The organism is uncultured Campylobacter sp. (assembly GCF_938045465.1).
Taxonomy (GTDB): domain Bacteria; phylum Campylobacterota; class Campylobacteria; order Campylobacterales; family Campylobacteraceae; genus Campylobacter_B.
The window spans coordinates 15,575-40,313 of record NZ_CALIBF010000198.1; the positions used below are offsets into that span (position 1 = coordinate 15,575).

Genomic DNA, 24,739 nt, shown 5'->3' on the forward strand with positions numbered 1-24,739 from the left:
AAAATCAAATTTTAAAGGATAGCTGATGAAGCAGATCACGATGCAGGAGGCTTTGGACGCGGTTGGCGAGCGCTACTGCAAAGGCCATCACTACGAAAGCGTAGCGCTAAGCGATGAGATGGTACGCCGCATCTGCGAGGTAAAAAGCCTTATAAATATGGGCTTTATAGCTACGACCATCACGGACGCGGCACTACAGCATCTAGCCACGCTACCGAAGCTTGCGTATCTGTTTTTACAAGATAGCGATAAGATAAGCGGCGAGGGCTTTAGATACTTTGCGGCACACGCCAAGCTCGAACACATCAGTATCGAGAGCGTCAGCATTACGGATAAGGGGCTAAAAGCGATCGCCCTTTTCCGAAAAGGCAGGCAGTAGTATGGGCGCGCTAGCGATTACCCTTTCTAAAAAAACAAGCGGCTGCACGGATAGCGAGATGATCGTTTTGCATCTCTTAAGTCCGCGGGGCTCGCTGTGAGAGGGTGGCGGCGACAAGTGGCGCGTCCAAATTTAAAGCTCAGACGACTGCGGATCGAGCGTGAAATTTAGCTATGTTTGTTAGGGTAAATTTTGCCACATAATACTTGCACCGAATTTGATGCGCAAATCTCGCAATAATTTTACTCCGGCGCGAAGTTTCATCGCGTTTAATGGCTTTGCTTAAACGCTCTTATCCTGCGCTATCTAAAAATTCGCTCGTTAAATTTTTAATCTCGGCTTTATATTTGTGATTGCGAAATTTGCTTTTGCGTGCCGCTGCGTATTTAAATTTGCCCCTCGATACTAAGTAGATCGCCGAAAATTTCTTTGCAATACTGAATGAAGCGTTTGGGAATTTTAACGCCGCTGATATCCACGGTGATGACGCTGTCTTGGATCTCAAAAACGATAAGCTCGCTAGTGATTTTCGCCGCCTTGCAGCCGTTATAGCATACGTCGCCATTGCACTCTGCGTATAAGCCGTTGTGCGGCGCGTCTGCGTCCTCGTACCGCCCGAGCTTGATCGGTCTTTGGAAAAGCAGATAGTTTTTATAGTCGTACCTGTCGTCCGCAAGGCCTATCATATAATAATTCTCGGCGCTGTTTTTGGAAGCGGTCGCAACACTTGCTTTAAAATTTAGTCTAAACATAAATTCTGCTTTGGCAAAAAACAGCAAATTTTACCGCTTCAAATTTACACGAGCTGTGCGCCCCCGCCTTTTACGACCTCACCGATAACGTAGCCGTCGGTGTTAGCGAGCACGAAGTCCGCATTTTCTTTTGGAGCCACTATGATCATACCAACGCCCATATTAAACGTCCTCATCATCTCTGCCGGCTCCACTTTTTGCGCGATGATTTTAAATATCTCAGGCGTGCGGATCGCGGCGTGCTCGATCTTCGCACCCAGCCCCTGTGGAAATACACGCGGCAGATTTTCCACGATGCCCCCGCCCGTGATGTGCGCGAGCGCATGGATCTTGTCTTTTAAATTTAAAAAGTCTCCTACGTAGATCCTGGTTGGCTCCAAAAGCACGTCTATGAGTGCGCGACCGCCTACCTTGTCGTCAAATTTTAGCCCTAGCTCGGCGATCACTTTGCGCGCGAGCGAGAAGCCGTTTGAGTGCAGGCCGCTGCTAGGAAGCGCGATGAGTACGTCACCCTCACGTACAAACTTGCTGCGGTCGATCTCGTCCTCCTCGGCGATACCCACGGCAAAGCCCGCTAGGTCGAAGTCGCCCTTTTCATACATAGAGGGCATCTCCGCCGTCTCGCCGCCGATTAGCGCGCAGCGGGCGAGTTTGCAGCCCTCGGCGATGCTTTTTACGACTTCTTTTGCATCGCTGATCTCGAGCTTTGCCGTCGCGTAATAGTCGAGAAAAAACAGCGGCTCGGCGAAGTTGCAGATGAGGTCGTTTACGCACATCGCGACGAGGTCTTGGCCCACGCCGTCAAATTTATGCGCGTCGATCGCGAGTCGCAGCTTTGTGCCCACGCCGTCGGTGGCGCCTAGGATCGCGGGCTTTTTGTAGCCTGCGGGCAACCTCACCGCACCGCTAAACGAGCCGATACCGCCTAAAACGTGCGGAGTTTGCGTAGCTTTGACGAACGGCTTTATCGCCTCTACGAAGTCATTTCCTGCGTCTATATCGACGCCCGCGTCTTTGTAGCTTATCAAATTTTATCCTCCAAGATGGTATAATTTAGCAGATTTTAGCTAAAATCGAATAAAAACGCTATAAAGGCTCACCTTGAAATTTAAACACGCCGTCGTCATCACGGGCAGCATCGGAAGCGGCAAGAGCGCGGTTTGCGAGCTGCTTCGTGATCGCGGATTTGAGATTATCGATGCCGATAAGATTTCGCATGACATTTTGGATCGCTGCGCCGCGCAGGTGGCTGAAATTTTCGGCGCGCAATACGTTGTGCAAAAAGACGTACAGGTTAAATTTGATGCCAGCAGAGGTGAGGAAAATTTGACCAATTCTTGCGCTTTTGTGGACCGCAAAAAACTAGGCGAGCTGGTGTTTAAAGACCCCGCGGAGCTTGCAAAGCTAGAAGCGCTGCTGCATCCGAAGATAACGGCTGAAATTTTATCGCAGGCGCAGGCTTTGGAGGCGAAAGGAAAGCTTTATTTCGTTGATATTCCGCTGTTTTTCGAGGGCAAGAGGTATGAGTTTTTCGACAAAGTGGCAGTCGTTTATGCGCCAAAAGATACGCTGATTTCGCGCGTGATGAAGCGAAATGGGCTCGATCATGCCGCTGCAAAGCACCGCGTGGAGCTGCAAATAGATATCGAGCAAAAGCGTGCCATGGCGGACTTTGTGATAGATAACGGAGGCGATCTTGCCGCGCTTGAGGCCGCGGTGGAGAGATTTTTAAAAGAGCTAAAAGATAAAATTTAGCCTTTGCGCGGTTGCATAAAATTTCTACGCAAATTGAGATGAGACTAAAAATAAAGGAGCGATGATGAGGATCGGTAGCTGTGCCCAAAGCGGTGCTAAATTTCAAAATTTTAAAAGTGCGCCGCTTAAAGAGTTGTTGAAATTTACGGCGCGAGCGGTTTTGCTCTCCGCGCTGTTTGCGACGGGCGTTGCGGCGGAGATCGACGATCTAAGAAAGGGTTGCGCCGCGGGGAGCGAGATGGATTGTAAAAAACTAAGCCGCGTGATAAATGAGCTGCAGCGCAACTGCGACGCAGGCGGCGAGGAAAATGCACTGGATTGTGCAAATTTGGGCTATGCATACGACTCAAATAGAAGCTTCAGGCAAGCCGCGAGCTATTACGACAGGGCGTGCAAGCTCGGCGAGCAGAAGGGCTGCGTCTATTTGGGACTGCTCTACAACGACGGGCAGGGGGTGGCGCAGGATCGTAAGAGGGCGAATGAGCTTTTCGGCGATGCTTGCAAGAAAAACAGCAGCGAGGGGTGCGCGAGCCTTGCATACAACTATAAAAAGGGGCTCGGCGTCTATCCAGACACGAAAAAGGCGATCGAGCTTTTGATCAAGGCTTGCAAGATGGGGCAGGTAGAGGCGTGCCATAACCTAGGGCTTAGCTACGTTCTTGGCGAAGGCGTGAAAAAAGACGCGGACAGGGCTAGGACATTTTTTACGAGGGCTTGCGAGCAAGGACACGTGGATTCGTGCGTAAATTTGGGCGTTACGTATTTTAAGGGCGATGGCGGGCAAAAGGATCACGCGCTTGCTGCGAAGTATTTTAGCGAAGCGTGCGAGAATGGTGGCGAGCCGCTAGCCTGCTCAAATTTAGCGTATCAATACGAAAAGGGCTGGGGCGTAGCGAAAGATAAAAAGAGGGCTCGCGAGCTTTATAAAAAGGCCTGCAAGCTCGGAAGATTTGATGCTTGCGAGCATTTAGAGACTATGAGATGAGACTCTAACATCAAGCGTAAAAAGCGCACGATAAATAAACTAACCAATGAGGGCGAGTTAGTAAAATATCTCTCGGAATAGCTCAAAACAAGCGGCAGACTTAAATTTAAATAGAAATAAAATTTTAATAAAGCGTTAGCGAATGTTAGTAATTTTAAAAATTTGCGAGGTAGATAATGAAAATTTCAAAATATAATGCGAGCGGAAATGATTTCGTAATATTTACGGATTCAGTTAAGGCGGATAGATCCAAGCTAGCGCGTGAGCTATGCGATAGGCGCGATGGGGTGGGCGCCGACGGGCTCATCGTCGTGCTACCGAAATTTAACGGTATCGAGGGGATAAATTTCGAGTGGGAATTTTATAATAGCGACGGCAGCACCGCCGATATGTGCGGCAACGGCTCGCGAGCGGTATGCATGTATGCGTATGAAAATTTCTTGGCCGCGCAGAGTATGAAATTCCTAAGTGGCGCAGGCGTAATTAGCGGCGAAATTTTCGGTATTTTCGGCGGAAATTTGAGCGAGAGCATGCGAGGCGAGCTACGCAATGTAAGCTTTGGCGAGATTTTCAATCTTCGCCCTAACGCTCACGCGTTAGTAGCTAACGTAGAGGTAATGTTAACTCGTCCTAAACGCCTAGGCGAAAGCTTTGAAGAAGCAGGGCTAACGTGGTATTTTTATAACACAGGAGTGCCGCACTTAGTAACTTTTGTTAGCGATTTAAATGAGTTCGACGCCGCGCTAGCCCGCGATCTGCGCGAAAAGTATAACGCTAACGTTAATTATGCGTTAGTTCAAAGTCGCCTCGCAAGCAAAATTTTAAAGGTGCGCACCTTTGAGCGTGGCGTAGAGGCAGAAACTCTCGCATGCGGTACGGGGATGGCAGCATGCTTCATCGCAGGCGTCGAAAATATGGGGCTAGCTTCCGATATCCGCGTGATACCTGCAAGCGGCGAAATGCTAAATTTGCGCTTAGGAGATGGAGGTAAAATTTACTTTCGCGGCGACGTTAGGCATACTTTCGATGGCGAATTTATCGGATACGTGGAGTAGGCAGGGCGAAATTTCGAGCCGGTTTGCGTGAGAATCCGTCAAATTTTCGAGTGTAATTTATACAAAATTTCGCTTTTCGCCCCGTTTTATAAAATAATAGATTTGCAATACGGCATTGGAATTTAAAATTTTATGATGATGAAATTTTGGAATTTTCGTGGATGGTTTGCGTGCGAATTTTAATTTTGAGGTAAAATTTGTCGCTTCACTGCAAAATTTAATTCCTAAATTTCGGAATTTTATGAAATAAAATTTTAAAATTTCAGCGTGTGGAATTTTGCTACTAAATTTAAAATTTTTGCTTGAATTTCACATTTGTATCGCATTAATTTAGGCTTCTGCGGAATTTAAGCGTTATAGCATTATAAAATTTACGCTCTAACCCGCTCATTTGGTTTATAATTTTTGCTGCCACCGCAAAAAATCCGCCGTGTTCGCACAAGTGAAATTCCGTCGTATTTGCACGAGCGAAATCCGCCACTAATAGCAGAAAGCGCGACATCAAGCGCAAATTCTCGGCGCGGGTAAATCTATCATTGACGATAAAGGCTGGATTTATAGATGCGGCAATTCTTGAAGTGCGGTAGAATTTACTAACGACGATAAAAGCATAGTGTAGTTACGGCAAAATTTAAAATTTGCGCCCACCGAATTCCGTCGCGCCGTCATTTTGTCGTTTAAATTTTAAATTCCATCCGTGTCGGTTTCGCCAAAGCTAGGCATAAAGCCTGATAATTAACTCTCTGGCGAGCGCTAAAATCACGACGAAAATTATAAATTTTAATAAAGATTTTTGTTGTATCGCGACAAGCATGACGATGCCAAATAAAATGAGCGCAATATCTAAAAATGTATCTTTCATACGCTTAATTGAAATTTAATCAAAATGCTAAGTATGATAAGAAGTATTATAAAGCGCAAGATTGAGTGCATGGAGGATAGATCGCCAAATTCTTTGTCATATTCCTTTTTTACCTCCCACTCAGCTTTCCAGGCGAACATTTTTACTATAAAATCCAGCATTTTCATCTCCTTTTTAAGGCTAGTCGCATAAAAACGAAATTTTGTCGCTCCACGTGAAATTAAAGAATTCTATCTAATCGGCGCTTAAAATTTTTAATTTTCGGCTATTTGTCGGCGTTTTGGACGAGCGCTTTTTCGTATTTTTCGATAAAGCTTCGCCCTGACTCGCATAGGCGGTAGATGAAAATCTTCGACGCCTTGCCCGCATCAAGCCCCGTGTCCTTAATGCTTTCGCGCTGCAGATAGCTCCAGTTTTTATGGATGATGTCAAGAGTCGATTTGATCGAGGTGTAGTTGCGCCCACTCGCAGCTGCGAATTCGTTCACGGGTCTCATAAACTCCGCATCGCTTTGCTTATTGCGACACAAAAGCCCCTCTTTGCCTTGCGATTCGACCAGTTTTAGCGTTTCATAAATGAGTTTGTCTTTTAATTTGATCATCGGCTTTCCCTTGCGTAATTGATATGGGTTTGCCAAAATTATATCATAAAATTTATATTTTTATGATATGAAGTGTCAATAAATCAGAAGCTAAGCACGAACTCATGAAACGGCACGACATCGCAGCGAATACCCTCAATCTCGAGCCTACCGGAGTTTGCCATAGAAACGACTTTTAAGCTCGTGATGCCGAGCCTCTTGAGCACGCTTAAAATTTTACGAAATTTTAAAAAGATAATGTCCGCGTCGCTGAATGGGATGACGAGAACCCCCATCTTTAGAGCAGGCAGGTAAAAATCCAGCTCTTTTGTGTAAAAAATCGGCGTATTTAGCCCCAAAAGCTCGCAAAAAAGGACGTTGGCAAATTTTTTCGAGAAGTCCTTTTTGCTTGTTAAAATTTCGCGCATATTAAAATGCGAAAAATATAGCTTTTTTGCGCGCGCGGGTTCGCCCGCTTTGCTTAAAAATCTGATGAAATTTTCCCGCTCAAGCTTGGCGATAGTGCCGTATATGGCGTCTTTGGAGATCTTGATGCGCGGCTTTAGCGCGGTGTAAATTTTATTTGCGCTAAATGCGGCGTGGACGAAGCTTAGGCACTCTTTGAGGATTAAAATTTCCGTGCGGCTAAAGTTTGCCGTAAGCAACCTCTGCTCGAATTCTAAAATTTCGGCGGGGGTCATGAAGGGGTTTTTTGCGCCGCCGCCTTGGGCTAAAAACGCCGAAATCATCGAGTTTATCTCGTTGTGGCGCTTATCGAAGGCGATAAATTCTTCAAATGAAAGCGGTAAAAGCTCAATCCGCTCAAAGCCTGGCAAAACTAACTCTTTATCGCGAGTAGAAATTATAATGCGCTTTAAATTTAGCCCCCCAATAAAGCTTTGAAGCGATGAAATTTCAAAATCGGCGCTACTAAAATTATCTAAAAAAAGCGATAAAATTTGCTCGTTAGCGGCTAAAAATTCTTTGATCTCGCGGAAGAAATTCTCGCTCTTGCTTTTTGCGCCATCGGACTCCGCATTTTTTGCGTTGTTTGAGCCATTTGCGCTTGCGTTTTTTGTATCTGTATTTTTTACGGCGGCGCGGTAAAATTCGCCCGTATCCGAAATTTCCGCGTCTAACGTAGCTTCTCTGCTTATTTCATGCTCGTTTATTTCGCTAGCCTTTGTATCGCCTGCGCTATTTCTAGCCACAAAAATTCCATCATTCGCTACCGCCTCTTCAAGGCGTAGATCGGCTAAATTTAGATACAAAATTTCATCTTTTTTAAGTTCCGAAATTTCATTTTTCAGCACGGCGCTTTTGCCGGAATTTAGCACTCCGTAGATTATGGTTTTGGCAGAGCCGATACCTCTTTTGCGCGGAATAAAGCCCATAAATTCCGGCGGGTTTTCGTAAAAAAATTTTAGATCATTCATATCAAGTATTTTAAAATTTTCCTTATTAAAAGGAAATAAATCTGAAAAATCCTATGAAATTTTTATATCTATTTTAAATTTATCCCAAAATTTTTATATTGGAAATTTTCGACAACCTGGAAATTTTCGAAATTCTATATATTTTTCCTTATTAAAAGGAAATATTTCAATAAAATTTGGCTATTTTCTTGACAAAGCCGGAGCGCTTTTATATAATGTGTGTCTTTTGTTTGAAACAAAGGGTCGCGCGTTGCGACAAGTTCTTTATTAAGGAAAAGTGATGCAAAAAATTAGGTTAAAACTCAAGGCTTATGACCATCGAGTTTTAGATCGCACAGTTTCGGCTATCGTTGAAGCCGTAAAAAGAACAGGTGCGGACGTCAGAGGTCCCGTGCCGATGCCTACGAAGATTAAACGCTACACCGTTTTAAGATCTCCGCACGTAAATAAAGACTCCAGAGAGCAGTTTGAGATGAAAATCCACGCTCGTATGCTAGACATCGTAGCGGCTACGCCAGATACGGTTGATTCGCTAACTAAGCTTGATTTGGCTCCGGAAGTCAACGTCGAAGTTCACGCGATGGGCAAATAAGGGGTACAACAATGGAATATATTGTAGAAAAAATAGGTATGAGTAGGACGATCGACACGAGCAGCACGCCCGTGACGCTTTTACGACTTATCAATACCAAAATTTGCGAAGTTTGCGATGAGAAAGCAGCTATCGTAGCATACGCAGAGGGAAAAGCGTATAATAAAGCTATAGCCGGCATTCAAAAGAAATATAGCCTAAGCAAGGAATTTAATAAATTTGCGACTCTAAGCTTAGAAGATGCCGAGCTTGGCGATCAAAATTTAGATGTTTTGAGCGAAGCCAAGATCGTCAAAGTAAGCTTTAAATCCAAGGGTAAAGGTTATCAGGGCGTTATTAAGCGCCATGGCTTTGCGGGCGGTCCTGCAGCGCACGGTAGCCGCTTTCACCGAAGGCCTGGTTCTATTGGCAACTGCGAGTGGCCAGGTCGCGTTCAGCCCGGTATGAGGATGGCGGGACGCACTGGAAACGAAATGATCACTGCCAAAAACGAAGTCGTAAGCTTTGATGCCGAGAATAAAATTTTGGTGCTTAAAGGCTCGGTTCCTGGATTTAACGGCGCAATGGGCAGAATAAGGATAGTAAAATGAGTAAAGTAAGCGTGCTTAACGAAAAACTGGAAAAAGCAAGCGAAATTGAAATTCCTGCGAAATTTTCGGAAGTCAATTCGCACAATCTATATTTGTACGTCAAATCTTACCTTGCTTCGCTTCGTGCAAATACGGCTAACGCTAAAACTCGCGCCGAGGTTAGCGGCGGCGGTAAAAAACCGTGGCGACAAAAGGGCCGCGGCGGCGCACGCGCGGGCTCAACTAGAACTAACGTCTGGGTAGGCGGCGCGGTTGCATTCGGTCCGACTAACGAGCGAAATTACGAGCAGAAGGTCAATAAAAAGCAAAAACGCCTTGCGTTGGAATTTGCTATCAATGAGAAAGCAAATGAGGGTAAAATTTTTATCTTCGACGATTTAGAACTAAAAAGCGGCAAGACTAAAGATGCGGCAAATTTTATTAAGAAACTGGGTGTTAGAGATGCGCTGATCGTTAAAAACGAGCTAGACGCACAAACTCTTTTGGCCTATAGAAATCTTAAGAATTGCTATGTCGTCGATGCAAGCGAGGTCAATGCTTACCTAATCGCAGTTTACGGCTCGGTCGTATTCGAAAAAGCGGCATTTGAATCAATAGTGAAAGAGGACTAAAATGGCAGATATAACAGATATCAAAACGATCCTTTATACGGAAAAGTCTCTCGGTCTTCAAGAAAACGGCGTGGTCGTTATCCAAACTAGCCCGTCGGTTACGAAAAACGGACTAAAGAGCGTTTTAAAAAACTATTTCGGGATCACTCCGCTAAAGATAAATTCTTTAAGACAGGATGGCAAAGTAAAAAGATTTAAAGGCAGAACTGGCGCTAGAAACGATGTGAAAAAATTCTACGTCAAACTACCTGAAGGCGTAAGCCTAGAAAGCGTGGAGGCGTAAAATGGCGATTAAAACTTATAAACCGTATACTCCAAGTAGAAGATTTATGACAGGGCTTAGCAGCGAGGATATCACTGCAAAAGCTAGCGTTAGAGGCTTGCTTGTTAAAATTCCTGCCGCAGCCGGAAGGAACAATAACGGTCGCATTACTAGCCGTCATAAACAAGCTGGAGCTGCTAAACTTTATAGAATTATCGATTTTAAGCGAAATAAATTCGGCGTTGCTGGCAAGGTCGAGGCGATCGAATACGATCCGAATCGTAACTGCCGTATCGCGCTGATCTCATACGCAGACGGCGAGAAGCGCTACATTATCAAGCCTAACGATCTTAAAGTGGGCGACGTGGTAGCCGCTGCCGAGGGCGGATTAGATATTAAACCTGGCAACGCGATGAAGATGAAAAATATCCCTGTGGGAACTATCCTGCATAATATCGAGTTAAAACCGGGCAAAGGTGCTCAAATGGCGCGTAGCGCTGGAGGCTATGCTCAGCTAATGGGTAAAGAGGAAAAATACGTCATTTTGCGTCTGCCTAGCGGCGAGATGAGAAGAGTGCTTGCAGAGTGCATGGCTAGTATCGGCGTAGTGGGTAACGAAGAGTGGGCAAACGTCGTCATCGGTAAAGCCGGACGCAATCGCCACAGAGGTATCCGTCCTCAAACCAGAGGTTCTGCAATGAACCCGGTCGATCACCCACACGGCGGTGGCGAGGGTAAGAAAAACTCCGGCCGCCATCCGGTAACTCCGTGGGGCAAACCGACGAAGGGCTATAAAACTCGCCATAAAAAAGCGAGCGATAAGCTTATAATTTCAAGAAGGAAAGGAAAATAAAAATGGCTAGATCGCTAAAAAAAGGTCCTTTCGTAGATGATCACGTAATGAAAAAAGTCGTTGCGGCAAAGAAAGCCGGCGATAATAAACCGATCAAGACTTGGTCGAGACGAAGCACGATCGTGCCTGAGATGATCGGACTTACGTTTAACGTTCATAACGGAAAGAATTTTATCCCGGTTTACGTCACCGAGCATCATATCGGTTATAAATTAGGCGAGTTCGCTCCTACGCGCACTTTCAAGGGCCACAAAGGCTCCGTGCAGAAAAAGATCGGCAAGTAAGGATAGAATATGAGTAAATCAACTATTAAATTTGTTCGCCTTTCGCCGACAAAAGCAAGACTTATCGCAAAACAAATTCAAGGTATGAATGCGGAATTTGCCCTTGCTACTTTGGAATTTACGCCTAATCGCGGCGCGAAATATATCGCTACGGCGATTTCAAGCGCGGTCGCAAACGGCGGCTTTGAGCCTGAAGAGGTCGTAGTTACCAGCTGCCGAGTGGATGCAGGTCCGGTGCTTAAGAGATTTCGTCCGCGCGCCAGAGGTACGGCTAGCCGTATCCGCAAGCCTACTTCGCACATTATCGTCGAAGTAGCAAAACCAAGTAAGAAGGAAGCGTAAATGGGACAGAAAGTAAATCCGATCGGTTTAAGATTAGGAATTAATCGAAATTGGGAGTCTAGATGGTTTCCTTCTAAAGCGACGCTTTCCGAGAGTATCGGCGAGGATTACAAGATCCGCAAATTTTTAAAAGCTAAGCTTTATTATGCGGGAATTAGCCAAATTCTTATCGAAAGAACGGCTAAGAAAATTCGCGTAACGATCGTAGCTGCAAGACCGGGTATTATCATCGGCAAAAAAGGCGGCGAGGTCGAAAATTTAAGAAGCGAAGTCGTTAAGCTAGTCAATAAAGACATAGCGATCAATATCAAAGAGGAGCGCAAAGTAGGCTCGAACGCACTTTTGGCTGCGGAAAACGTAGCCATGCAGTTGGAGCGCCGCGTTGCATTCCGCCGCGCTATGAAAAAGGTCATCCAAGGCGCTCAAAAAGCAGGTGCAAAGGGAATTAAAATTTGCGTCGCAGGTCGCTTGGGCGGCGCTGAGATGGCTAGAACCGAATGGTATTTGGAGGGGCGCGTTCCGCTCCATACTCTAAGGGCTAGGATCGATTACGGCTTCGCCGAAGCGCATACGACTTACGGTAATATCGGCATTAAGGTTTGGATCTTTAAGGGTGAAATTTTACAAAAAGGCATCCAGGCTGAAAAGACCGATGATGCGCCTAAAAAAACACGCAGACCAAGAAGAGGTAAATAGTTATGTTGATGCCAAAAAGAACAAAATACCGCAAGATGATGAAAGGTCGCAATCGCGGCTATGCGACGAGAGGAAATTCCTTGACGTTCGGCGATTTCGGTATCAAAGCGGTAGAGGCGGGTAGGGTAAATTCTCGCCAGATCGAAGCGGCTCGTGTCGCGATGACGCGCTTCGTGAATCGTCAAGCTAAAATTTGGATTAAGGTATTCCCAGACAAGCCGCTTACCAAAAAGCCTCTACAAACTCGTATGGGTAAAGGTAAGAGCGGCGTAGAAGAGTGGGTAATGAATATAAAACCGGGCAGGATCATTTTCGAGATGACCGGCGTTAGCGAAGAGGTTGCTAAAGAGGCGCTTATGCTTTCGATTCATAAACTACCTTTTAAAACGAAAATCGTAAGTAGGGAAAGCGAAAATGAAATATACTGATTTGAAAGATAAAGATTTGGCTGAGCTAAATTCTATGTTGAAACAAAGTAAGTTGCTTTTATTTACGGCTAGACAAAAGCTAAAAACTATGCAGCTAAGCAATCCTAACGAGATTCGCGCTATCAAAAAAGATATCGCTAGAATCAACACCGCTATTAAAGCGAAATAAGGATAGGTTATGGCATTTAAAAGAGAAATTCAAGGCGTAGTCGTAAAGAAGGCGGGCGATAAAACAGCTACCGTTTTGGTAGAGCGAAGGGTTATGCACCCTAGATATAGAAAGATCGTAAAAAGATTTAAAAAATATCTAATCCACGATGAAAACAACGTAGTAAAGATCGGCGACACCATATCTGCGATCGAGTGCAGACCGCTAAGCGCTAGAAAATCGTTTCGCTTAAAAGCGGTTTTGAAAACAGGAGTTGAATAATGATACAGAGTTTTACCAGACTTGCGGTGGCTGATAATAGCGGCGCAAAAGAACTTATGTGTATTAAAGTTTTGGGCGGCAGCAAAAGAAGATACGCTACAATCGGCGATATCATCGTTTGCTCTGTAAAAAAAGCGCTCCCTAACGGCAAGATTAAGCGCGGTCAAGTAGTAAAAGCCGTAGTCGTTCGTACGACTAAAGAGTTGCATAGAGGCAACGGCTCGCTAATTAGATTCGATGAGAACGCAGCCGTTATTTTGGATTCAAAAAAAGAGCCGATCGGCACTCGTATTTTCGGTCCTATCGGTAGAGAGGTCAGATACGGCGGTTTTATGAAGATCGTTTCGCTGGCTCCGGAGGTTTTATAATGGCAGTAAAATTTAAGATTAAAAAAGGCGATCAAGTAAAGATCATCGCAGGTGACGATAAGGGTAAAACAGGCATCGTTAAGGCAGTGTTTCCTAAAAAAGCTCAAGTTATCGTCGAGGGTTGTAAAATGGCTAAAAAGGCTATCAAACCAACCGAGCAAAATCCGCAAGGTGGCTTTACAAACAAAGAGATGCCGATGGATATTTCAAACGTTGCGTTGGTAGAGGGTTGATTATGAGCAGACTAAAAGATAAATACGCTAATTCCATCAGAGCTGCTTTGCAGAAAGAATTTGATATAAAAAATCCTATGCTTATCCCGGCGCTTGAAAAGATCGTTATCAGCGTAGGAACGGGCGAATCGAGCAAAGATCAAAAAGTGCTTCAAAATATGGCAGATACTATCTCGCTGATCGCAGGTCAAAAAGCACTTATCGTCAATGCAAAAAAATCGGTTGCCGGCTTTAAAGTGCGCGAAGGTTTCCCGGTAGGCATAATGGTTACGTTACGAAAAGAGCAGATGTTTGCCTTCCTAGACAAACTGATCTCTATCGCGCTTCCTAGAGTTAAGGATTTCCGAGGACTACCTAGAACGGGCTTTGACGGACGCGGCAATTACAACTTCGGTTTGCAAGAGCAGCTGATGTTCCCTGAGGTCGAATACGATCAAATTTTAAGAACTCACGGTATGAATATAACCGTCGTAACGACTACAAATAACGATAAAGAGGCATTTAAATTGCTAGAGTTATTCGGCATGCCTTTTGCAAAAGGAAAATGATATGGCAAAAAAATCAATGGTAGCCAAGGCGAAACGCCCCGCTAAATTTAGCACTCGCGCATATACCAGATGTCAAATTTGCGGTCGTCCGCACTCCGTTTATAAGGATTTTGGAATTTGTCGCGTTTGCCTTCGCAAGATGGCAAATGAGGGCTTGATCCCGGGTCTAAAAAAAGCAAGCTGGTAAGGAGAAGAGATGATTAACGATCTTATTTCAGATGGACTAACTCGCATCAGAAATGCTGCGATGCGAAGGCTAGATACGACTAGGCTTTTTCACTCAAACGTCGTTGAGGCTATGCTTAAAATTTTAGCCGAGAAGGGCTATATCGAGAGCTACAACGTAGTAGAGGAAAACAATAAAAAGATCATCAACGTAGTGCTTAAATACGACGAAAAGGGCAGGAGCGTGATAAACGAAGTTAAAAGAATTTCGACTCCGGGTCGCCGCGTATATCAGGGCAAAGACGAGATCAAGCGCTTCAAAAACGGCTACGGAACCGTCGTCGTTAGCACAAGCAAAGGCGTTATGAGCGGTATCGACGCACACAAAGCGGGCGTCGGCGGCGAAGTGCTTTGCACGATCTGGTAAGAAGTTTCTACTTTTTATGGCATTGTGGTATCCATTCGTAAAAGTAGACATACCCTAGACAAATAAAAAGGAAAATTATGTCAAGAATTGGTAAAAAACCGATCTCTATCCCGAGCGGAGTTGAGGTCAAGATTGACGGCTCGTCGTTAAAATTTAAAAAATCGAATAACGAAAAAGAGCTTGATTTAAAAGGTCATGTCGATGTAAAAATCGAAGACGGAAAGATAGAATTCTCACCTAAGGGTGAGGATAGACAGAGCAGGGCGTATTGGGGAACATACCGCGCTTTAGCCAACAATATCGTCCTTGGTCTTACCGAGGGCTTTTCAAAACAGCTTGAAATCAACGGCGTCGGCTATAGAGCCGCGATGAAGGGCAAGGTGCTTGAGCTAAATTTGGGCTTTTCGCATCCGATAAATTTTGAATCTCCAAAAGGAATCGAAATTTCCGTAGATAAAAACGTCGTAACCATCAAAGGCGACGACAAGCAGCAAGTAGGTCAAGTAGCAGCCGAGATCAGAGGATTCAGACCGCCTGAGCCATATAAGGGTAAAGGCATCAAGTATCTTGAAGAGCATATCATCCGCAAAGCCGGAAAAACAGCTAAGAAATAAGGGTTGAGAAATGACACAGAACGTATTAAAAAGAAAGATCTCTTTACGAATCAAGAGAAAAAGAAGAATTCGCGCTAAAATTTCAGGCGTCGCATCTTGCCCTAGAATTTCTATTTTCAAATCCAATAGGACAGTTTACGCTCAGGCTATCGACGACGCGGCGAGCGCGACTTTGTGCGCCAGCAGCGGTAAGGTTTTAAATTTAAAGGCAAACAAAGAGGGCGCGGCTAGCTTAGCTAAAGATTTAGCCTCCAAGCTAAAAGATAAAGGCATTTCTGAAGCGATTTTCGATCGTAATGGCTATTTGTATCACGGCGTAATCGCAAGCTTTGCCGAGTCGCTACGCCAAAACGGCATCAAACTATAACCCAAAGGAATGATTGTGGAAAAGTATAATAGAGAAGAATTCGAAGAGGTAATCGTCAATATCGGTAGGGTTACGAAGGTCGTTAAAGGTGGTAGAAGGTTTAGGTTTACGGCTCTTATCGTAGTAGGCAATAGAAACGGCTTGGTAGGCTTCGGCTTTGGTAAGTCCAAAGAGGTTCCCGACGCGATTAAAAAAGCGGTAGACGATGCGTTTAAAAATATTATCAAGGTAAATTTAAACGGCTCTACCATCACTCACGATATTGAAGTTAAATACAATGCGAGCAAAATTTTACTTAAGCCGGCGAGCGAAGGTACCGGCGTTATCGCAGGCGGTTCAGTCCGCCCAGTTTTAGAGCTTGCGGGTGTTAAAGATATCCTCACCAAATCGCTAGGTTCGAACAACTCCTCAAATGTCGTAAGAGCTACGATGAAAGCTCTTAGTATGTTAAAACACTAACAAGGATAAAAGATGGGATTAGAAAATCTTAAAAAAGCCCCAGGCTCGACTCACGCTACTAAGCGCTTGGGTCGTGGTCAAGGAAGCGGCCTGGGTAAAACTGCTGGTCGCGGTGGCAAGGGTCAGACCGCGCGTACCGGCTCTCATGAAAAAAGAGGCTTCGAGGGCGGTCAGCAGCCGATTCAACGAAGGCTTCCAAAGGTAGGTTTTACTTCTAAATTTGAAAAGCCTTACGTGATCAATGTCGATAAAATCGAAGCTATCAAAGATCTTAGTGAGATCACGATCGAAAGCATCAAATCCGTTCATAAAATTTCAAATTCCGTTAAAAAGATCAAGCTGATCGGCGTAGGCGCAAAAGCGCTCGCTAGCAAGATCAAAGACGAGAACGTAAAGTCTAGCGGACAAAAATAATGAATAAATCGCTACGCAACAAAATTCTCATTACTTTGGGCTTTCTTTTTGCCTATAGGTTGCTAGCTTACGTGCCGGTTCCGGGAGTGGACGTTGAGGTTATAAAGCAATTTTTTCAAAACAATAGCAACAACGCTTTTGGAATGTTTAATATGTTTAGCGGTAACGCGGCGGAGCGATTCAGCGTTATCTCGCTAGGCATTATGCCTTATATTACCGCTTCGATCATTATGGAGCTGCTTGCCGCAACCTTTCCAAATTTAGGCAAACTCAAAAAAGAGCGCGACGGTATGCAGAAATATATGCAGATCATCCGATATGCTACAATCGCAATCGCTATGGTTCAATCCATCGGCGTTAGCATTGGCTTACAGGGCATCCACGGACAGACCGGAGCGCCTGCGATAATGGCTGAAAATACCAACGAGTTTGTTTTTATCTCGTGCATTTCGATGCTGGCAGGCACCATGCTTTTGATGTGGATCGGAGAGCAGATTACGCAGCGCGGCGTCGGTAACGGCACCAGCCTTATTATCTTTGCAGGTATCGTAAGCGCCATCCCTAGAGCGATCGGAAGTACTGTAAATTTAGTAAATACCGGTGAGATGAATTTCTTGATTCTCGCCCTTATCATAGCTATTGTTTTGCTCACTATCGGCGTGATCATCTACATAGAGCTGGGCGAGCGCAGGATTCCCGTTTCGTTTTCGCGCAAGGTATTGATGGCGAATCAAAACAAGCGCATTATGAACTATGTGCCGATCAAGCTAAATTTAAGCGGCGTCATTCCGCCGATTTTTGCAAGCGCAATTTTGATGTTTCCGACCACTATTTTGCAGGCAAGCACCAATCCGATCATTCAAAAGATCCACGATTTCTTAAGCCCGAGCAACTACTTTTTTAACTTCCTAACTTTTGTTTTGGTCGTGTTTTTTGCGTATTTTTACGCATCGATCGCGTTTAATTCAAAAGATATAAGCGAAAATTTAAAGAAGCAGGGCGGATTTATCCCGGGCATTCGTCCGGGCGAGGGAACGGCGAGCTTTTTAAACGAAGTCGCAAGTCGCCTTACGTTTTGGGGCTCGATCTATCTCGGGCTAGTAACCGTCATCCCGTGGCTGCTCGTTAAATTTATGGGCGTGCCGTTTTATTTCGGCGGCACCAGCGTGCTGATCGTCGTCTCCGTCGCTCTTGATACGATGAGGCGCATCGAAGCGCAGATCTATATGAACAAATATCAGACCCTAAGCGCGGTCGGGCTTTAAAATGGCGATTTTGCTTAAAACAAAAAAAGATTTAGAGGGGCTTCGTGCGGCGAACAGGATCGTCGCGCAAGCCCTTGATTACGCGGCTTCATTTATAAAGCCGGGTCTTAGCCTGCTCGAAGTCGATAAGAAGATCGATGATTTTATCACCTCCAAGGGCGCGTACCCCGCTTTTAAAGGGTTATACGGATTTCCAAACGCCGCCTGCCTCTCGCTAAACGAGGTCATCATCCACGGCATCCCCGACGAGACGATCTTACAAGAGGGCGATATCTTAGGCGTCGATTTGGGCTCGAAGCTAAACGGATATTTCGGCGACAGCGCACGCACTCTGCCCGTCGGTAAAATTTCAAAAGCCGACGAAGATCTCATCGCATGCAGTAAGGACACGCTGGAGTTTGCCATCAAAACGATCAGGGTAGGGATGCACTTCAAAGAGCTAAGCTTCGAGATCGAGAAATTTATCCGTGCGCGCGGCTTTGTGCCGTTATACGGCTTCTGTGGCCACGGCATCGGCAAGCACCCGCACGAAGAGCCTGAGATCCCAAACTATCTGGAGGGCAACAATCCAAAATCAGGCCCCAAAATCAAAAACGGCATGGTCTTTTGCATCGAGCCGATGATCTGCCAAAAGGACGGCACGCCGGTCATCGCCGAGGATAAGTGGAGCACGAGAAGTAAGGATGGACTTCGCACCAGCCACTACGAGCACTGCATGGCGGTTTTCGACGGTAAAGTCGAAGTCCTAAGCGTCGCATAGAATTTCTACGTAGAAGGCGACTTTGCCTAGTTAAAATTTTACACTTTTATCGGTGCGAAATTTTACCTGCGATTAGATTTCGATAATTTTACATCGCTCGTGTCTTGGAATTTTACCTCTGCCGCTTCATGCATAAATTTTATCCGAAGGAAACTTATCGCACTAGAAATTTTAAAACCTATTGTGACGGTTTGCGGGCTAACCACAAAATTCTAAAAGCCGAGATTTTAGCTCATACTTTCTGTTTTTTTAAAGCCTCATTTTGTAGCTTCGCTCTTAGATCCGCTTTCAATTAAAATTTAGCCTCAAAATTCCGCCGCCCCATTCCAAACTCCCCGTATCTTTAAAATTTAGCCGCAAAATTTGAAGCGTAAAGGCGCGCAAGTAAGCGAGCTCAAAGCTTTAAGCGGCTAAGATTGCGCCTTGATTTTAAAGCGAAAACATGTCGCGCTACGCAGAGTGCGCGTCGTCGCGTCTCTTCGTACAAGGTAGGAAATATAAAATGAGAGAAAAATTTTATGTAGCGCTAGCAAATATAGGCGGACTTATGGCGCGGACGAAAGCGGGCGGGCTCATAGCGCGCTTGCTTATGCAAATCGACTGCGGTTTTTTTGCTGCGCTACGCGAGCGTCCCGTATGGAGGATGTTTTGGCTTAGCACGGCGCTATGCTTGCTCGCTTGCTGGGCTAAGATACATTATCAGATTAACGGACCCATCTTTGCCTACATCGCCGAGAGTTTCCCGGTGGTATTCATCATAAATTTGCTCATCTTTCACCTCTGCTATCTGCTTAGCGGGCGATTTTTTAAGCTCGTTTCGTTCGTGTTACTAGCGCTAATTGCGCTAATTGCGAGCGTGGCTTTGTTTTTGATCGTAAATTTTGACTCAAGCTTCAACGTGGTAGCGATCGACGCGCTTGTGCATACCGACGCAGCCGAGACGCGCGAGTTTATTTCGCAGTTTCTTAACCCTGCGACGATTTTGTATCTAGTGGTGCTGCTTGGCTGCATTTTTGCGGCGCTAAGAGCAGGGCGGAGAAAGAGGGAGCAAACGCATAGCCGCCTAAGATTGCTACTAGCGGCGCTTTATCTTATCTACGGGGCGATCTTTTGCACGGATATCGCCGTCAAAGCTTCCCGGGTCAAGCAGGGCTATATAACCAAGCTATCGCAATATGTCCCGCTGGAGTTTGCCTTTACGATAAAAGATTATCTGAGCGATAAAAATTTCATCACCGATATGCGCGAAGTGCAGCTTGGATATGACGAGGCCAAGCGCGCGAACGAAAGCGTTTTAAATGGTGGCACAAATTTAAATTCTACGCCGCAAAGCTCTGCTTTGGGCTTCGCGTCTGAAAATTCCGCGCCCGCATCAAGTGCCCAGGCGCAGAATTCCGGCGCAAACTTAAATTCTACGTCTGCCTCGGGCGCTATGGCGCAGAGCTGGGGCGAGACTTTAAATTCTACGCCGCAAAACCCCGGCGCGATTTCAAATTCCAAAAACCCTGAGACCGCTACAAACCCCGCCTTGCAAAAGTCTCGTGTCAAAAATATCATCCTAATAATCGGTGAGAGCTTGCAGCGCGGGCATATGTCGCTCTACGGCTACGGCGTTAAAAATACGCCGCTTTTGGAGGGTCTCGAAGCAAGCGGCAATCTGATAAAATTTAGCGATACAATCTCGCCTTACGGCACGACTAATCAGGTGCTGATGCGGCTTTTAAATTTCAGCGATTACGAAAGCGAGCGCAAAAGGGCGTGGTTTCGCAACCTTAGCATCATCGATATGTTTAAGCTAAGTGGTTACCGCACCTTTTGGATCAGCAATCAAGAAGCCTTCGGTGCGCACGCGCTAAGCGCCAAAAGCGCTGCCGATCGCGCGGACGCGGAATCCTTCCTCTCAAAGAGCAATCTTTACGAAACCGTCCGCATCAAGCCTGACGGAGTGCTGCTTCCGCTCATAAATCAGGCGAAAGCTGGGCAGAGAGAGCGAAATTTCTACGTGATCCATCTCATCGGTAGCCATATGGATTACAGCCTGCGCTATCCCGAGGGATTTGGCAAGTTTAGCGCGGCGGATGTAAAGGCAAAACTTACTTCCAAGCAGAAAGATGTCGTCGCATATTATGATAACAGCGTGCTTTACAACGATTTTGTCATAAATGAAATTTTTAAAATTTTTTTGGGTGATGACAGTCTCATCGTCTATCTTAGCGATCACGGAGAGAATTTATACGAAAATGGACGCCTTGGGCACGGCATGGAGAGTCGCTTTACTTACGAAATCCCGCTGATTTTCATAGCTTCGCGCGAGTTTTTGAGCGATCACGCTAAACTATGGCAAAGGCTAGCTGCGGCGAAAGATAAGCCTTTTATGAGCGATGATTTAGCGCATCTGCTAGCAGATATCATCGGTGTCGCGCCACTTGAGTTTGACGAGCATAAAAGCCCAATACGAGCGGATTTCAATGCTTCGCGCAAGCGAATTGCTAACGGAGTCGATTATGACGAGAAATTAAAAAGCGCGAAGGGCTACGAGTTCGAGTAATAGATGAGTTTTGCTTTTATTGCGCTACAGCTTCATGAACTAGGAATTGGCGCATCACACTTTTGATAGGTTCATCAATTCAGATTAAAATTTGCGCCACCCCATATGGCTACGCTGATAATAAGGCGCGCAACGTTTGTTAAATTTGAGATCAAATTTATGCGCTGCGGCTAGCTCTCCTTTTTTACCTCATCCATATACGAGTAAATCGTGACTTTCTGCGTCCTAAGCGCCTTTGCGACGAGCTCCACTGCGCCCTTTACCTCAAAAATCCCTTTTTGCGCGAGAAATTTTACGATGCGCTTTCGATCCTCTTTCTTCATCCGCTCTACATCCAGATCGTGCGTAGCCGATGCGATAAGGTCCTGGACGATATCAAGGATATTTTGCTGCGAATCGTTAGAGTTTTTTGCTTCTAAATTTACGCTGTCATTTGAGCTCGCTTCATCTAATGCCGCGTTATCGCAGCCTCCGTCGGTAAAATTTGCGCCCTGCAGCTCCTTGCTATCGAGCTTTGCATTCGGCAGCAGATTTTTTATTGCTTTGTATGCCGCGATGGCGCTTGAAGTATCGATATTTACACATAGCGCGCCTACTACTTTGCCGTCTGCGCCGCGGATCAGCGAAGTCGAGGAGCGTATGAGCTTGCCGTTTTGCGCGGTGAAGTAGTAGTTTGCGGTGCAGTCGTTTTCAAAATTTTTGCTTAACAACACGTCCTTTACCAGATGATCGAAGCTTTGGCCGATCCTCCTGCCCGTCACGTCGCCGAGGATGAAAACGACGGAGTTTTGCGGCGTGCTCATATCGTGGATTACCACCTCGCAATCGCCGATCGTATTTTTAATAAGGTGCGCGGTCGGTATAAAGGTCTGCAAAAGTTGGTTCAATTCGGGCTCCTTAAATTCCATATAAAAAAATCTATAAATTTAGATTAAATTTTAAAATTTTTGCAAATTTATAGAAATAGTTATATATTTTTAATAAATTTAGAGTAAAATTATATAAAATTTTATATGCCAAGGAGCTTAAATGAAAGAAATTTATCCAAGCGGTTTCGCGCTGAAAAAGGCGCATTATGCGCCAGGCATCTTAGACGACGAAACGCTCTACGTCTCGGGGCAGCTAAGCGTGGATCCGCGCACGGGAGCCATCGCGGAGGGTCTTGCTGCGCAGACCGCGCAGGCTCTAAGCAACGTCGCGGCAGTGCTGGCCGCCGCGGGTGCGGATAAAGGCGACGTGCGGATGTGCCGCGTCTATACGCCTGACGTCGCGAATTGGGACGTGATCGACGAGCAGTACGCGCTGTTTTTCGGCGCGCACAAGCCCGCTCGCGTCGTGGTGCCGACTACGGCTCTACACTTCGGCTGTCTCGTAGAGATCGAGGCCGTCGCAAAAATAAAAGAGAAAAAATAGGAGCGAAAATGAGCGATTTCATCTGCACGGGCTGTGGTAAGCACGCGCCCATCGATACTTTGAGCTATAAATGCGACTGCGGTGGGCTGTATAAACTAAACTCCGATGCGCCTAAATTTAACCCCGCGCTCGTAGATCAAAGCGAGTTTAGCATCTTTAGATACCGCAGGTTTATGGGTATCGACACGGCTAAATTTAGAGAAATTTCGATGGGCGAGGGGCTCACGGCGAGCGTGAAATTCGGCGAAAATCTCTATCTCAAGCTCGATTACGCGATGCCTACGCTTTCGTTCAAAGATCGCGGCGCGGCGGTTTTGGCGCTGCATGCTAAAAATATCGGCGTGAAAAAGGTGCTGCAAGACTCCAGCGGCAACGCGGGCAATGCCGTGGCGGCGTATTGCGCCCGCGCGGGCATCGAGTGCGAAATTTACGTCCCTAAAGGCACATCGCCTAAAAAGATCGATATGATCAAAAGCCACGGCGCGCACGTCACGGTGTTTGACGGCAGCCGCGACGAGACGGCGGATGCGTGCCGCAAAAAGGCCGCGCAGGAGCAGATCTATTACGCCAACCACGTCTATAATCCGATCTTTTACGAGGGCACGAAGAGCTACGTTTATGAGATCTACGAGCAGCTGGGCAGGGTGCCGCGCAATATCTTCATCCCCGTGGGCAACGGCACGCTACTGCTGGGCGCTCAAGCGGCGCTAGGCGAGCTATATGAGGGCGGTCTTATCGAGGCGCTGCCGAAAATTTTCATCGTTCAGGGCGAGCATTGCGCTCCGCTTTTTGACGCCAAAGGTGCGGCGCGCGAGATCGAGCCGCAGCCGACGCTGGCGGAGGGCATCGCGATCGCAAGACCGATGCGCGCGGCTGAAATTCTCGGCTCTAGCTACGCTGGCGAGCGCGAGGTGATCTTAGCGAGCGAGAGCGACATACTGCCTGCCAGAGCGGCTCTTGCGCGCGGCGGATTTTACGTCGAGCACACGACCGCGGCTACCTACGCGGCGTATCTGCGCTACAAAGAAAGCTGCGATCTGCAAGGAGATAGCATCATCCCGCTTTGCGGCGCGGGGCTGAAGAGCGATCATTAAATTTAAGCGCTCGTCGTGGAATTCGCGCGGGGCTAGCTAGCGGCGAGGAATTTAAAATTTTCGCCGCTTTAAATTTAGCGAGTTTGTGAGTTTGTTTTTGGTGAAATTCTAAAAATTTAACGACGCGTAGGCTTTTAAATTTAAACTTGTACCGAAGCGCGGGAACACCTTTTGTTTGCGGTGTGATACGGCGCGTTTTGTGGACGACTTTGCCGTTAGTTGGATTTGTAAAATTTATCTACGATAATTGGGCAGTCGCCCTTTAAATTTAAAAATACGATCAAAATTTTATAAAAACTAATCTGCAATGTGCGGTACTGTCCGCACATTTTGTTTATAAAATTTAGCCATTTTTTATCGCTTTTAACGAGCGAACTTCTACGCAGAGATCAAATTTGCGCGATTATTTTGAATTTTCTTTAGCGATGCGCGTAAATTTAAGCACGAATTCGCTTTTTGCCGCAGTGTAGGCATCGCGATCGAACTCGAACCGCTTGTAAAGCTCTAATTTAAGCACCTCGTACCGCTTGGCGATATCCGCATTCGCCCGCAAAAAATCTCTAAAAAATATCTCGTCCGTATCGCCAAAATTTCGCAGATGCACGTGAAAAACGCGCTCGGCAAACCCCGCTTCGGTGTAGCCCTTATTTAGGCTGCAGCGGCTCTCACTTTCGCTCATTAGCAGGTAGCCCGCGTCTATCAGGCGCTGTTTGGCTGCGGTAATATCCAAGCATTCGATCAAAATATCTACGATCGGCTTCGCCCAGATCCCGCTTACCGCGGTGCTGCCGATATGGTGGATCTTGATCTCGCTCTCGCAGCAGGCCGCGCAGGATTTCGCGCTCCTGCCTAAAGTATTCGCTCCAGCGCGGATCGTGCGGCACGAGACGTATCGGAAAGAGCCGCCACAGCTCCTGCAGACTCATCGAAAGGAGTTTATTGCTCATCTTAACTCCAAAGTATTGGGTGAAATTTGAATGGATGGCGGGTAGATAGGGATTCGAACCCTAGAAGGCTGACGCCTTACGCGCTTTCGAGGCGCGCTCCTTCGACCGCTCGGACATCTACCCGAATGAAAACGTAATTTAAGCCAAAAATGGCTTAATAACAGATTTAAAAATGAAATTCCGCGTGAAATTTCGCCTAATTTTGCGGGCAGGGGTTGAAATTTA

35 protein-coding genes, 1 tRNA gene and 1 pseudogene are annotated in these 24,739 nt (G+C 46.1%); 29 read left to right on the forward strand and 8 right to left on the reverse strand.

The window, feature by feature from the left end; genetic code table 11:
- Positions 1-25: 25 nt before the first annotated feature.
- The gene (locus tag Q0413_RS10005; protein WP_298989973.1) at positions 26-379 is read left to right on the forward strand and encodes a hypothetical protein; all 354 of its coding nucleotides are present in this window, start codon (positions 26-28) and stop codon (positions 377-379) included.
- Positions 380-765: 386 nt separating this feature from the next.
- On the opposite strand, the gene Q0413_RS10010 is transcribed toward Q0413_RS10005, so the two are convergent.
- Positions 766-1,131, reverse strand: coding sequence for an Imm10 family immunity protein (locus Q0413_RS10010; protein WP_298989976.1), 366 nt, complete (start codon positions 1,129-1,131; stop codon positions 766-768).
- Between the two features lie 44 nt (positions 1,132-1,175).
- A complete protein-coding gene (gene purM / locus Q0413_RS10015; protein ID WP_298989978.1) occupies positions 1,176-2,159 on the reverse strand; it encodes a phosphoribosylformylglycinamidine cyclo-ligase in 984 nt (327 codons plus the stop codon).
- A gap of 73 nt (positions 2,160-2,232) precedes the next feature.
- Here purM and coaE point away from each other — a divergent pair, with 73 nt between their 5' ends.
- The 3 genes from coaE to dapF all read left to right on the forward strand — a co-directional run bounded on the left by coaE (position 2,233) and on the right by dapF (position 4,926).
- A complete protein-coding gene (gene coaE, locus Q0413_RS10020; RefSeq protein WP_298989981.1) occupies positions 2,233-2,886 on the forward strand; it encodes a dephospho-CoA kinase in 654 nt (217 codons plus the stop codon).
- A 64-nt stretch (positions 2,887-2,950) separates the two neighbouring features.
- Entirely contained in the window at positions 2,951-3,871 is a 921-nt protein-coding gene (locus Q0413_RS10025; RefSeq protein ID WP_298989984.1) for a tetratricopeptide repeat protein, read from the forward strand.
- A 176-nt stretch (positions 3,872-4,047) separates the two neighbouring features.
- Positions 4,048-4,926: a diaminopimelate epimerase gene (gene dapF, locus Q0413_RS10030; protein ID WP_298989986.1), complete on the forward strand. Its 879-nt coding sequence runs from the start codon at positions 4,048-4,050 to the stop codon at positions 4,924-4,926.
- A gap of 1,127 nt (positions 4,927-6,053) precedes the next feature.
- Here dapF and Q0413_RS10035 read toward each other — a convergent pair.
- Together Q0413_RS10035 and Q0413_RS10040 are read right to left on the reverse strand one after the other, a co-directional pair.
- Positions 6,054-6,389 carry a hypothetical protein gene (locus tag Q0413_RS10035; RefSeq protein WP_298989989.1) on the reverse strand — a complete coding sequence of 112 codons (336 nt, stop codon included), beginning with the start codon at positions 6,387-6,389 and terminating at the stop codon, positions 6,054-6,056.
- Positions 6,390-6,472: 83 nt separating this feature from the next.
- Positions 6,473-7,804, reverse strand: coding sequence for a hypothetical protein (locus Q0413_RS10040; RefSeq protein WP_298989992.1), 1,332 nt, complete (start codon positions 7,802-7,804; stop codon positions 6,473-6,475).
- A gap of 280 nt (positions 7,805-8,084) precedes the next feature.
- Here Q0413_RS10040 and rpsJ point away from each other — a divergent pair, with 280 nt between their 5' ends.
- The 23 genes and pseudogenes from rpsJ (at position 8,085) to Q0413_RS10155 (ending at position 21,060) form a co-directional block, all read left to right on the forward strand.
- Complete coding sequence (gene rpsJ / locus Q0413_RS10045) at positions 8,085-8,396, forward strand: 30S ribosomal protein S10 (protein ID WP_005869011.1); 312 nt, start codon at positions 8,085-8,087, stop codon at positions 8,394-8,396.
- Between the two features lie 11 nt (positions 8,397-8,407).
- Positions 8,408-8,986: a 50S ribosomal protein L3 gene (gene rplC / locus Q0413_RS10050; protein ID WP_298989995.1), complete on the forward strand. Its 579-nt coding sequence runs from the start codon at positions 8,408-8,410 to the stop codon at positions 8,984-8,986.
- The gene (rplD, locus tag Q0413_RS10055; protein ID WP_298989998.1) at positions 8,983-9,597 is read left to right on the forward strand and encodes a 50S ribosomal protein L4; all 615 of its coding nucleotides are present in this window, start codon (positions 8,983-8,985) and stop codon (positions 9,595-9,597) included. The genes rplC and rplD overlap by 4 nt, the downstream gene beginning before the upstream one ends.
- Before the next feature lies 1 nt (position 9,598).
- Entirely contained in the window at positions 9,599-9,880 is a 282-nt protein-coding gene (locus Q0413_RS10060) for a 50S ribosomal protein L23 (protein ID WP_298028398.1), read from the forward strand.
- Between the two features lies 1 nt (position 9,881).
- Entirely contained in the window at positions 9,882-10,712 is an 831-nt protein-coding gene (gene rplB / locus Q0413_RS10065) for a 50S ribosomal protein L2 (RefSeq protein WP_297897660.1), read from the forward strand.
- Positions 10,713-10,714: 2 nt separating this feature from the next.
- A complete protein-coding gene (rpsS, locus tag Q0413_RS10070) occupies positions 10,715-10,996 on the forward strand; it encodes a 30S ribosomal protein S19 (RefSeq protein WP_005869002.1) in 282 nt (93 codons plus the stop codon).
- Between the two features lie 9 nt (positions 10,997-11,005).
- Positions 11,006-11,317 (forward strand): annotated as a pseudogene (gene rplV / locus Q0413_RS10075) (50S ribosomal protein L22); the annotation flags it as partial.
- A gap of 21 nt (positions 11,318-11,338) precedes the next feature.
- Entirely contained in the window at positions 11,339-12,034 is a 696-nt protein-coding gene (gene rpsC / locus Q0413_RS10080) for a 30S ribosomal protein S3 (RefSeq protein WP_005868997.1), read from the forward strand.
- 2 nt (positions 12,035-12,036) lie between these two features.
- A complete protein-coding gene (rplP, locus tag Q0413_RS10085; protein ID WP_005868996.1) occupies positions 12,037-12,462 on the forward strand; it encodes a 50S ribosomal protein L16 in 426 nt (141 codons plus the stop codon).
- Positions 12,449-12,631, forward strand: a complete 183-nt coding sequence (rpmC, locus tag Q0413_RS10090; protein ID WP_005868995.1) for a 50S ribosomal protein L29 — start codon at positions 12,449-12,451, stop codon at positions 12,629-12,631. The genes rplP and rpmC overlap by 14 nt, the downstream gene beginning before the upstream one ends.
- Before the next feature lie 9 nt (positions 12,632-12,640).
- Positions 12,641-12,892, forward strand: coding sequence for a 30S ribosomal protein S17 (gene rpsQ, locus Q0413_RS10095; RefSeq protein WP_005868994.1), 252 nt, complete (start codon positions 12,641-12,643; stop codon positions 12,890-12,892).
- Positions 12,892-13,260: a 50S ribosomal protein L14 gene (gene rplN / locus Q0413_RS10100; protein ID WP_005868993.1), complete on the forward strand. Its 369-nt coding sequence runs from the start codon at positions 12,892-12,894 to the stop codon at positions 13,258-13,260. Before rpsQ ends, rplN begins: the two co-directional genes overlap by 1 nt.
- Positions 13,260-13,493, forward strand: coding sequence for a 50S ribosomal protein L24 (gene rplX, locus Q0413_RS10105; protein ID WP_298990006.1), 234 nt, complete (start codon positions 13,260-13,262; stop codon positions 13,491-13,493). The genes rplN and rplX overlap by 1 nt, the downstream gene beginning before the upstream one ends.
- 2 nt (positions 13,494-13,495) lie before the next feature.
- Entirely contained in the window at positions 13,496-14,041 is a 546-nt protein-coding gene (gene rplE / locus Q0413_RS10110; protein ID WP_291938590.1) for a 50S ribosomal protein L5, read from the forward strand.
- Between the two features lies 1 nt (position 14,042).
- Positions 14,043-14,228: a type Z 30S ribosomal protein S14 gene (locus Q0413_RS10115; protein WP_005868990.1), complete on the forward strand. Its 186-nt coding sequence runs from the start codon at positions 14,043-14,045 to the stop codon at positions 14,226-14,228.
- A gap of 9 nt (positions 14,229-14,237) precedes the next feature.
- Positions 14,238-14,633, forward strand: coding sequence for a 30S ribosomal protein S8 (gene rpsH / locus Q0413_RS10120; RefSeq protein ID WP_298990009.1), 396 nt, complete (start codon positions 14,238-14,240; stop codon positions 14,631-14,633).
- Between the two features lie 77 nt (positions 14,634-14,710).
- Positions 14,711-15,247: a 50S ribosomal protein L6 gene (rplF, locus tag Q0413_RS10125; RefSeq protein ID WP_177387630.1), complete on the forward strand. Its 537-nt coding sequence runs from the start codon at positions 14,711-14,713 to the stop codon at positions 15,245-15,247.
- A gap of 10 nt (positions 15,248-15,257) precedes the next feature.
- Positions 15,258-15,614, forward strand: coding sequence for a 50S ribosomal protein L18 (gene rplR, locus Q0413_RS10130; RefSeq protein WP_005868987.1), 357 nt, complete (start codon positions 15,258-15,260; stop codon positions 15,612-15,614).
- A 15-nt stretch (positions 15,615-15,629) separates the two neighbouring features.
- Entirely contained in the window at positions 15,630-16,073 is a 444-nt protein-coding gene (rpsE, locus tag Q0413_RS10135) for a 30S ribosomal protein S5 (protein ID WP_005868986.1), read from the forward strand.
- A 12-nt stretch (positions 16,074-16,085) separates the two neighbouring features.
- Positions 16,086-16,487: a 50S ribosomal protein L15 gene (rplO, locus tag Q0413_RS10140; RefSeq protein ID WP_005868985.1), complete on the forward strand. Its 402-nt coding sequence runs from the start codon at positions 16,086-16,088 to the stop codon at positions 16,485-16,487.
- Positions 16,487-17,752 (forward strand): preprotein translocase subunit SecY, encoded by a 1,266-nt coding sequence (secY, locus tag Q0413_RS10145; protein WP_297990172.1) that lies wholly within the window; start codon positions 16,487-16,489, stop codon positions 17,750-17,752. The genes rplO and secY overlap by 1 nt, the downstream gene beginning before the upstream one ends.
- A 1-nt stretch (position 17,753) precedes the next feature.
- The gene (map, locus tag Q0413_RS10150) at positions 17,754-18,512 is read left to right on the forward strand and encodes a type I methionyl aminopeptidase (RefSeq protein ID WP_297923258.1); all 759 of its coding nucleotides are present in this window, start codon (positions 17,754-17,756) and stop codon (positions 18,510-18,512) included.
- A gap of 502 nt (positions 18,513-19,014) precedes the next feature.
- Complete coding sequence (locus Q0413_RS10155) at positions 19,015-21,060, forward strand: sulfatase-like hydrolase/transferase (protein ID WP_298990013.1); 2,046 nt, start codon at positions 19,015-19,017, stop codon at positions 21,058-21,060.
- A gap of 170 nt (positions 21,061-21,230) precedes the next feature.
- Here the strand turns inward: Q0413_RS10155 and Q0413_RS10160 are convergent, their stop codons facing one another.
- A complete protein-coding gene (locus Q0413_RS10160; protein WP_298990015.1) occupies positions 21,231-21,947 on the reverse strand; it encodes a PAS domain-containing protein in 717 nt (238 codons plus the stop codon).
- 142 nt (positions 21,948-22,089) lie between these two features.
- Here Q0413_RS10160 and Q0413_RS10165 point away from each other — a divergent pair, with 142 nt between their 5' ends.
- Positions 22,090-22,473, forward strand: a complete 384-nt coding sequence (locus Q0413_RS10165) for a RidA family protein (protein ID WP_298990018.1) — start codon at positions 22,090-22,092, stop codon at positions 22,471-22,473.
- An 8-nt stretch (positions 22,474-22,481) separates the two neighbouring features.
- The gene (locus tag Q0413_RS10170; protein WP_298990021.1) at positions 22,482-23,567 is read left to right on the forward strand and encodes a threonine synthase; all 1,086 of its coding nucleotides are present in this window, start codon (positions 22,482-22,484) and stop codon (positions 23,565-23,567) included.
- A 403-nt stretch (positions 23,568-23,970) separates the two neighbouring features.
- Here the strand turns inward: Q0413_RS10170 and Q0413_RS10175 are convergent, their stop codons facing one another.
- The 3 genes from Q0413_RS10175 to Q0413_RS10185 all read right to left on the reverse strand — a co-directional run bounded on the left by Q0413_RS10175 (position 23,971) and on the right by Q0413_RS10185 (position 24,637).
- A complete protein-coding gene (locus Q0413_RS10175; RefSeq protein WP_298990030.1) occupies positions 23,971-24,336 on the reverse strand; it encodes a GrpB family protein in 366 nt (121 codons plus the stop codon).
- Positions 24,233-24,514: a hypothetical protein gene (locus tag Q0413_RS10180; protein WP_298990024.1), complete on the reverse strand. Its 282-nt coding sequence runs from the start codon at positions 24,512-24,514 to the stop codon at positions 24,233-24,235. The genes Q0413_RS10175 and Q0413_RS10180 overlap by 104 nt, the downstream gene beginning before the upstream one ends.
- Before the next feature lie 35 nt (positions 24,515-24,549).
- Positions 24,550-24,637: transfer RNA gene (locus Q0413_RS10185), tRNA-Ser, on the reverse strand.
- Between the last annotated feature and the right edge of the window lie 102 nt (positions 24,638-24,739).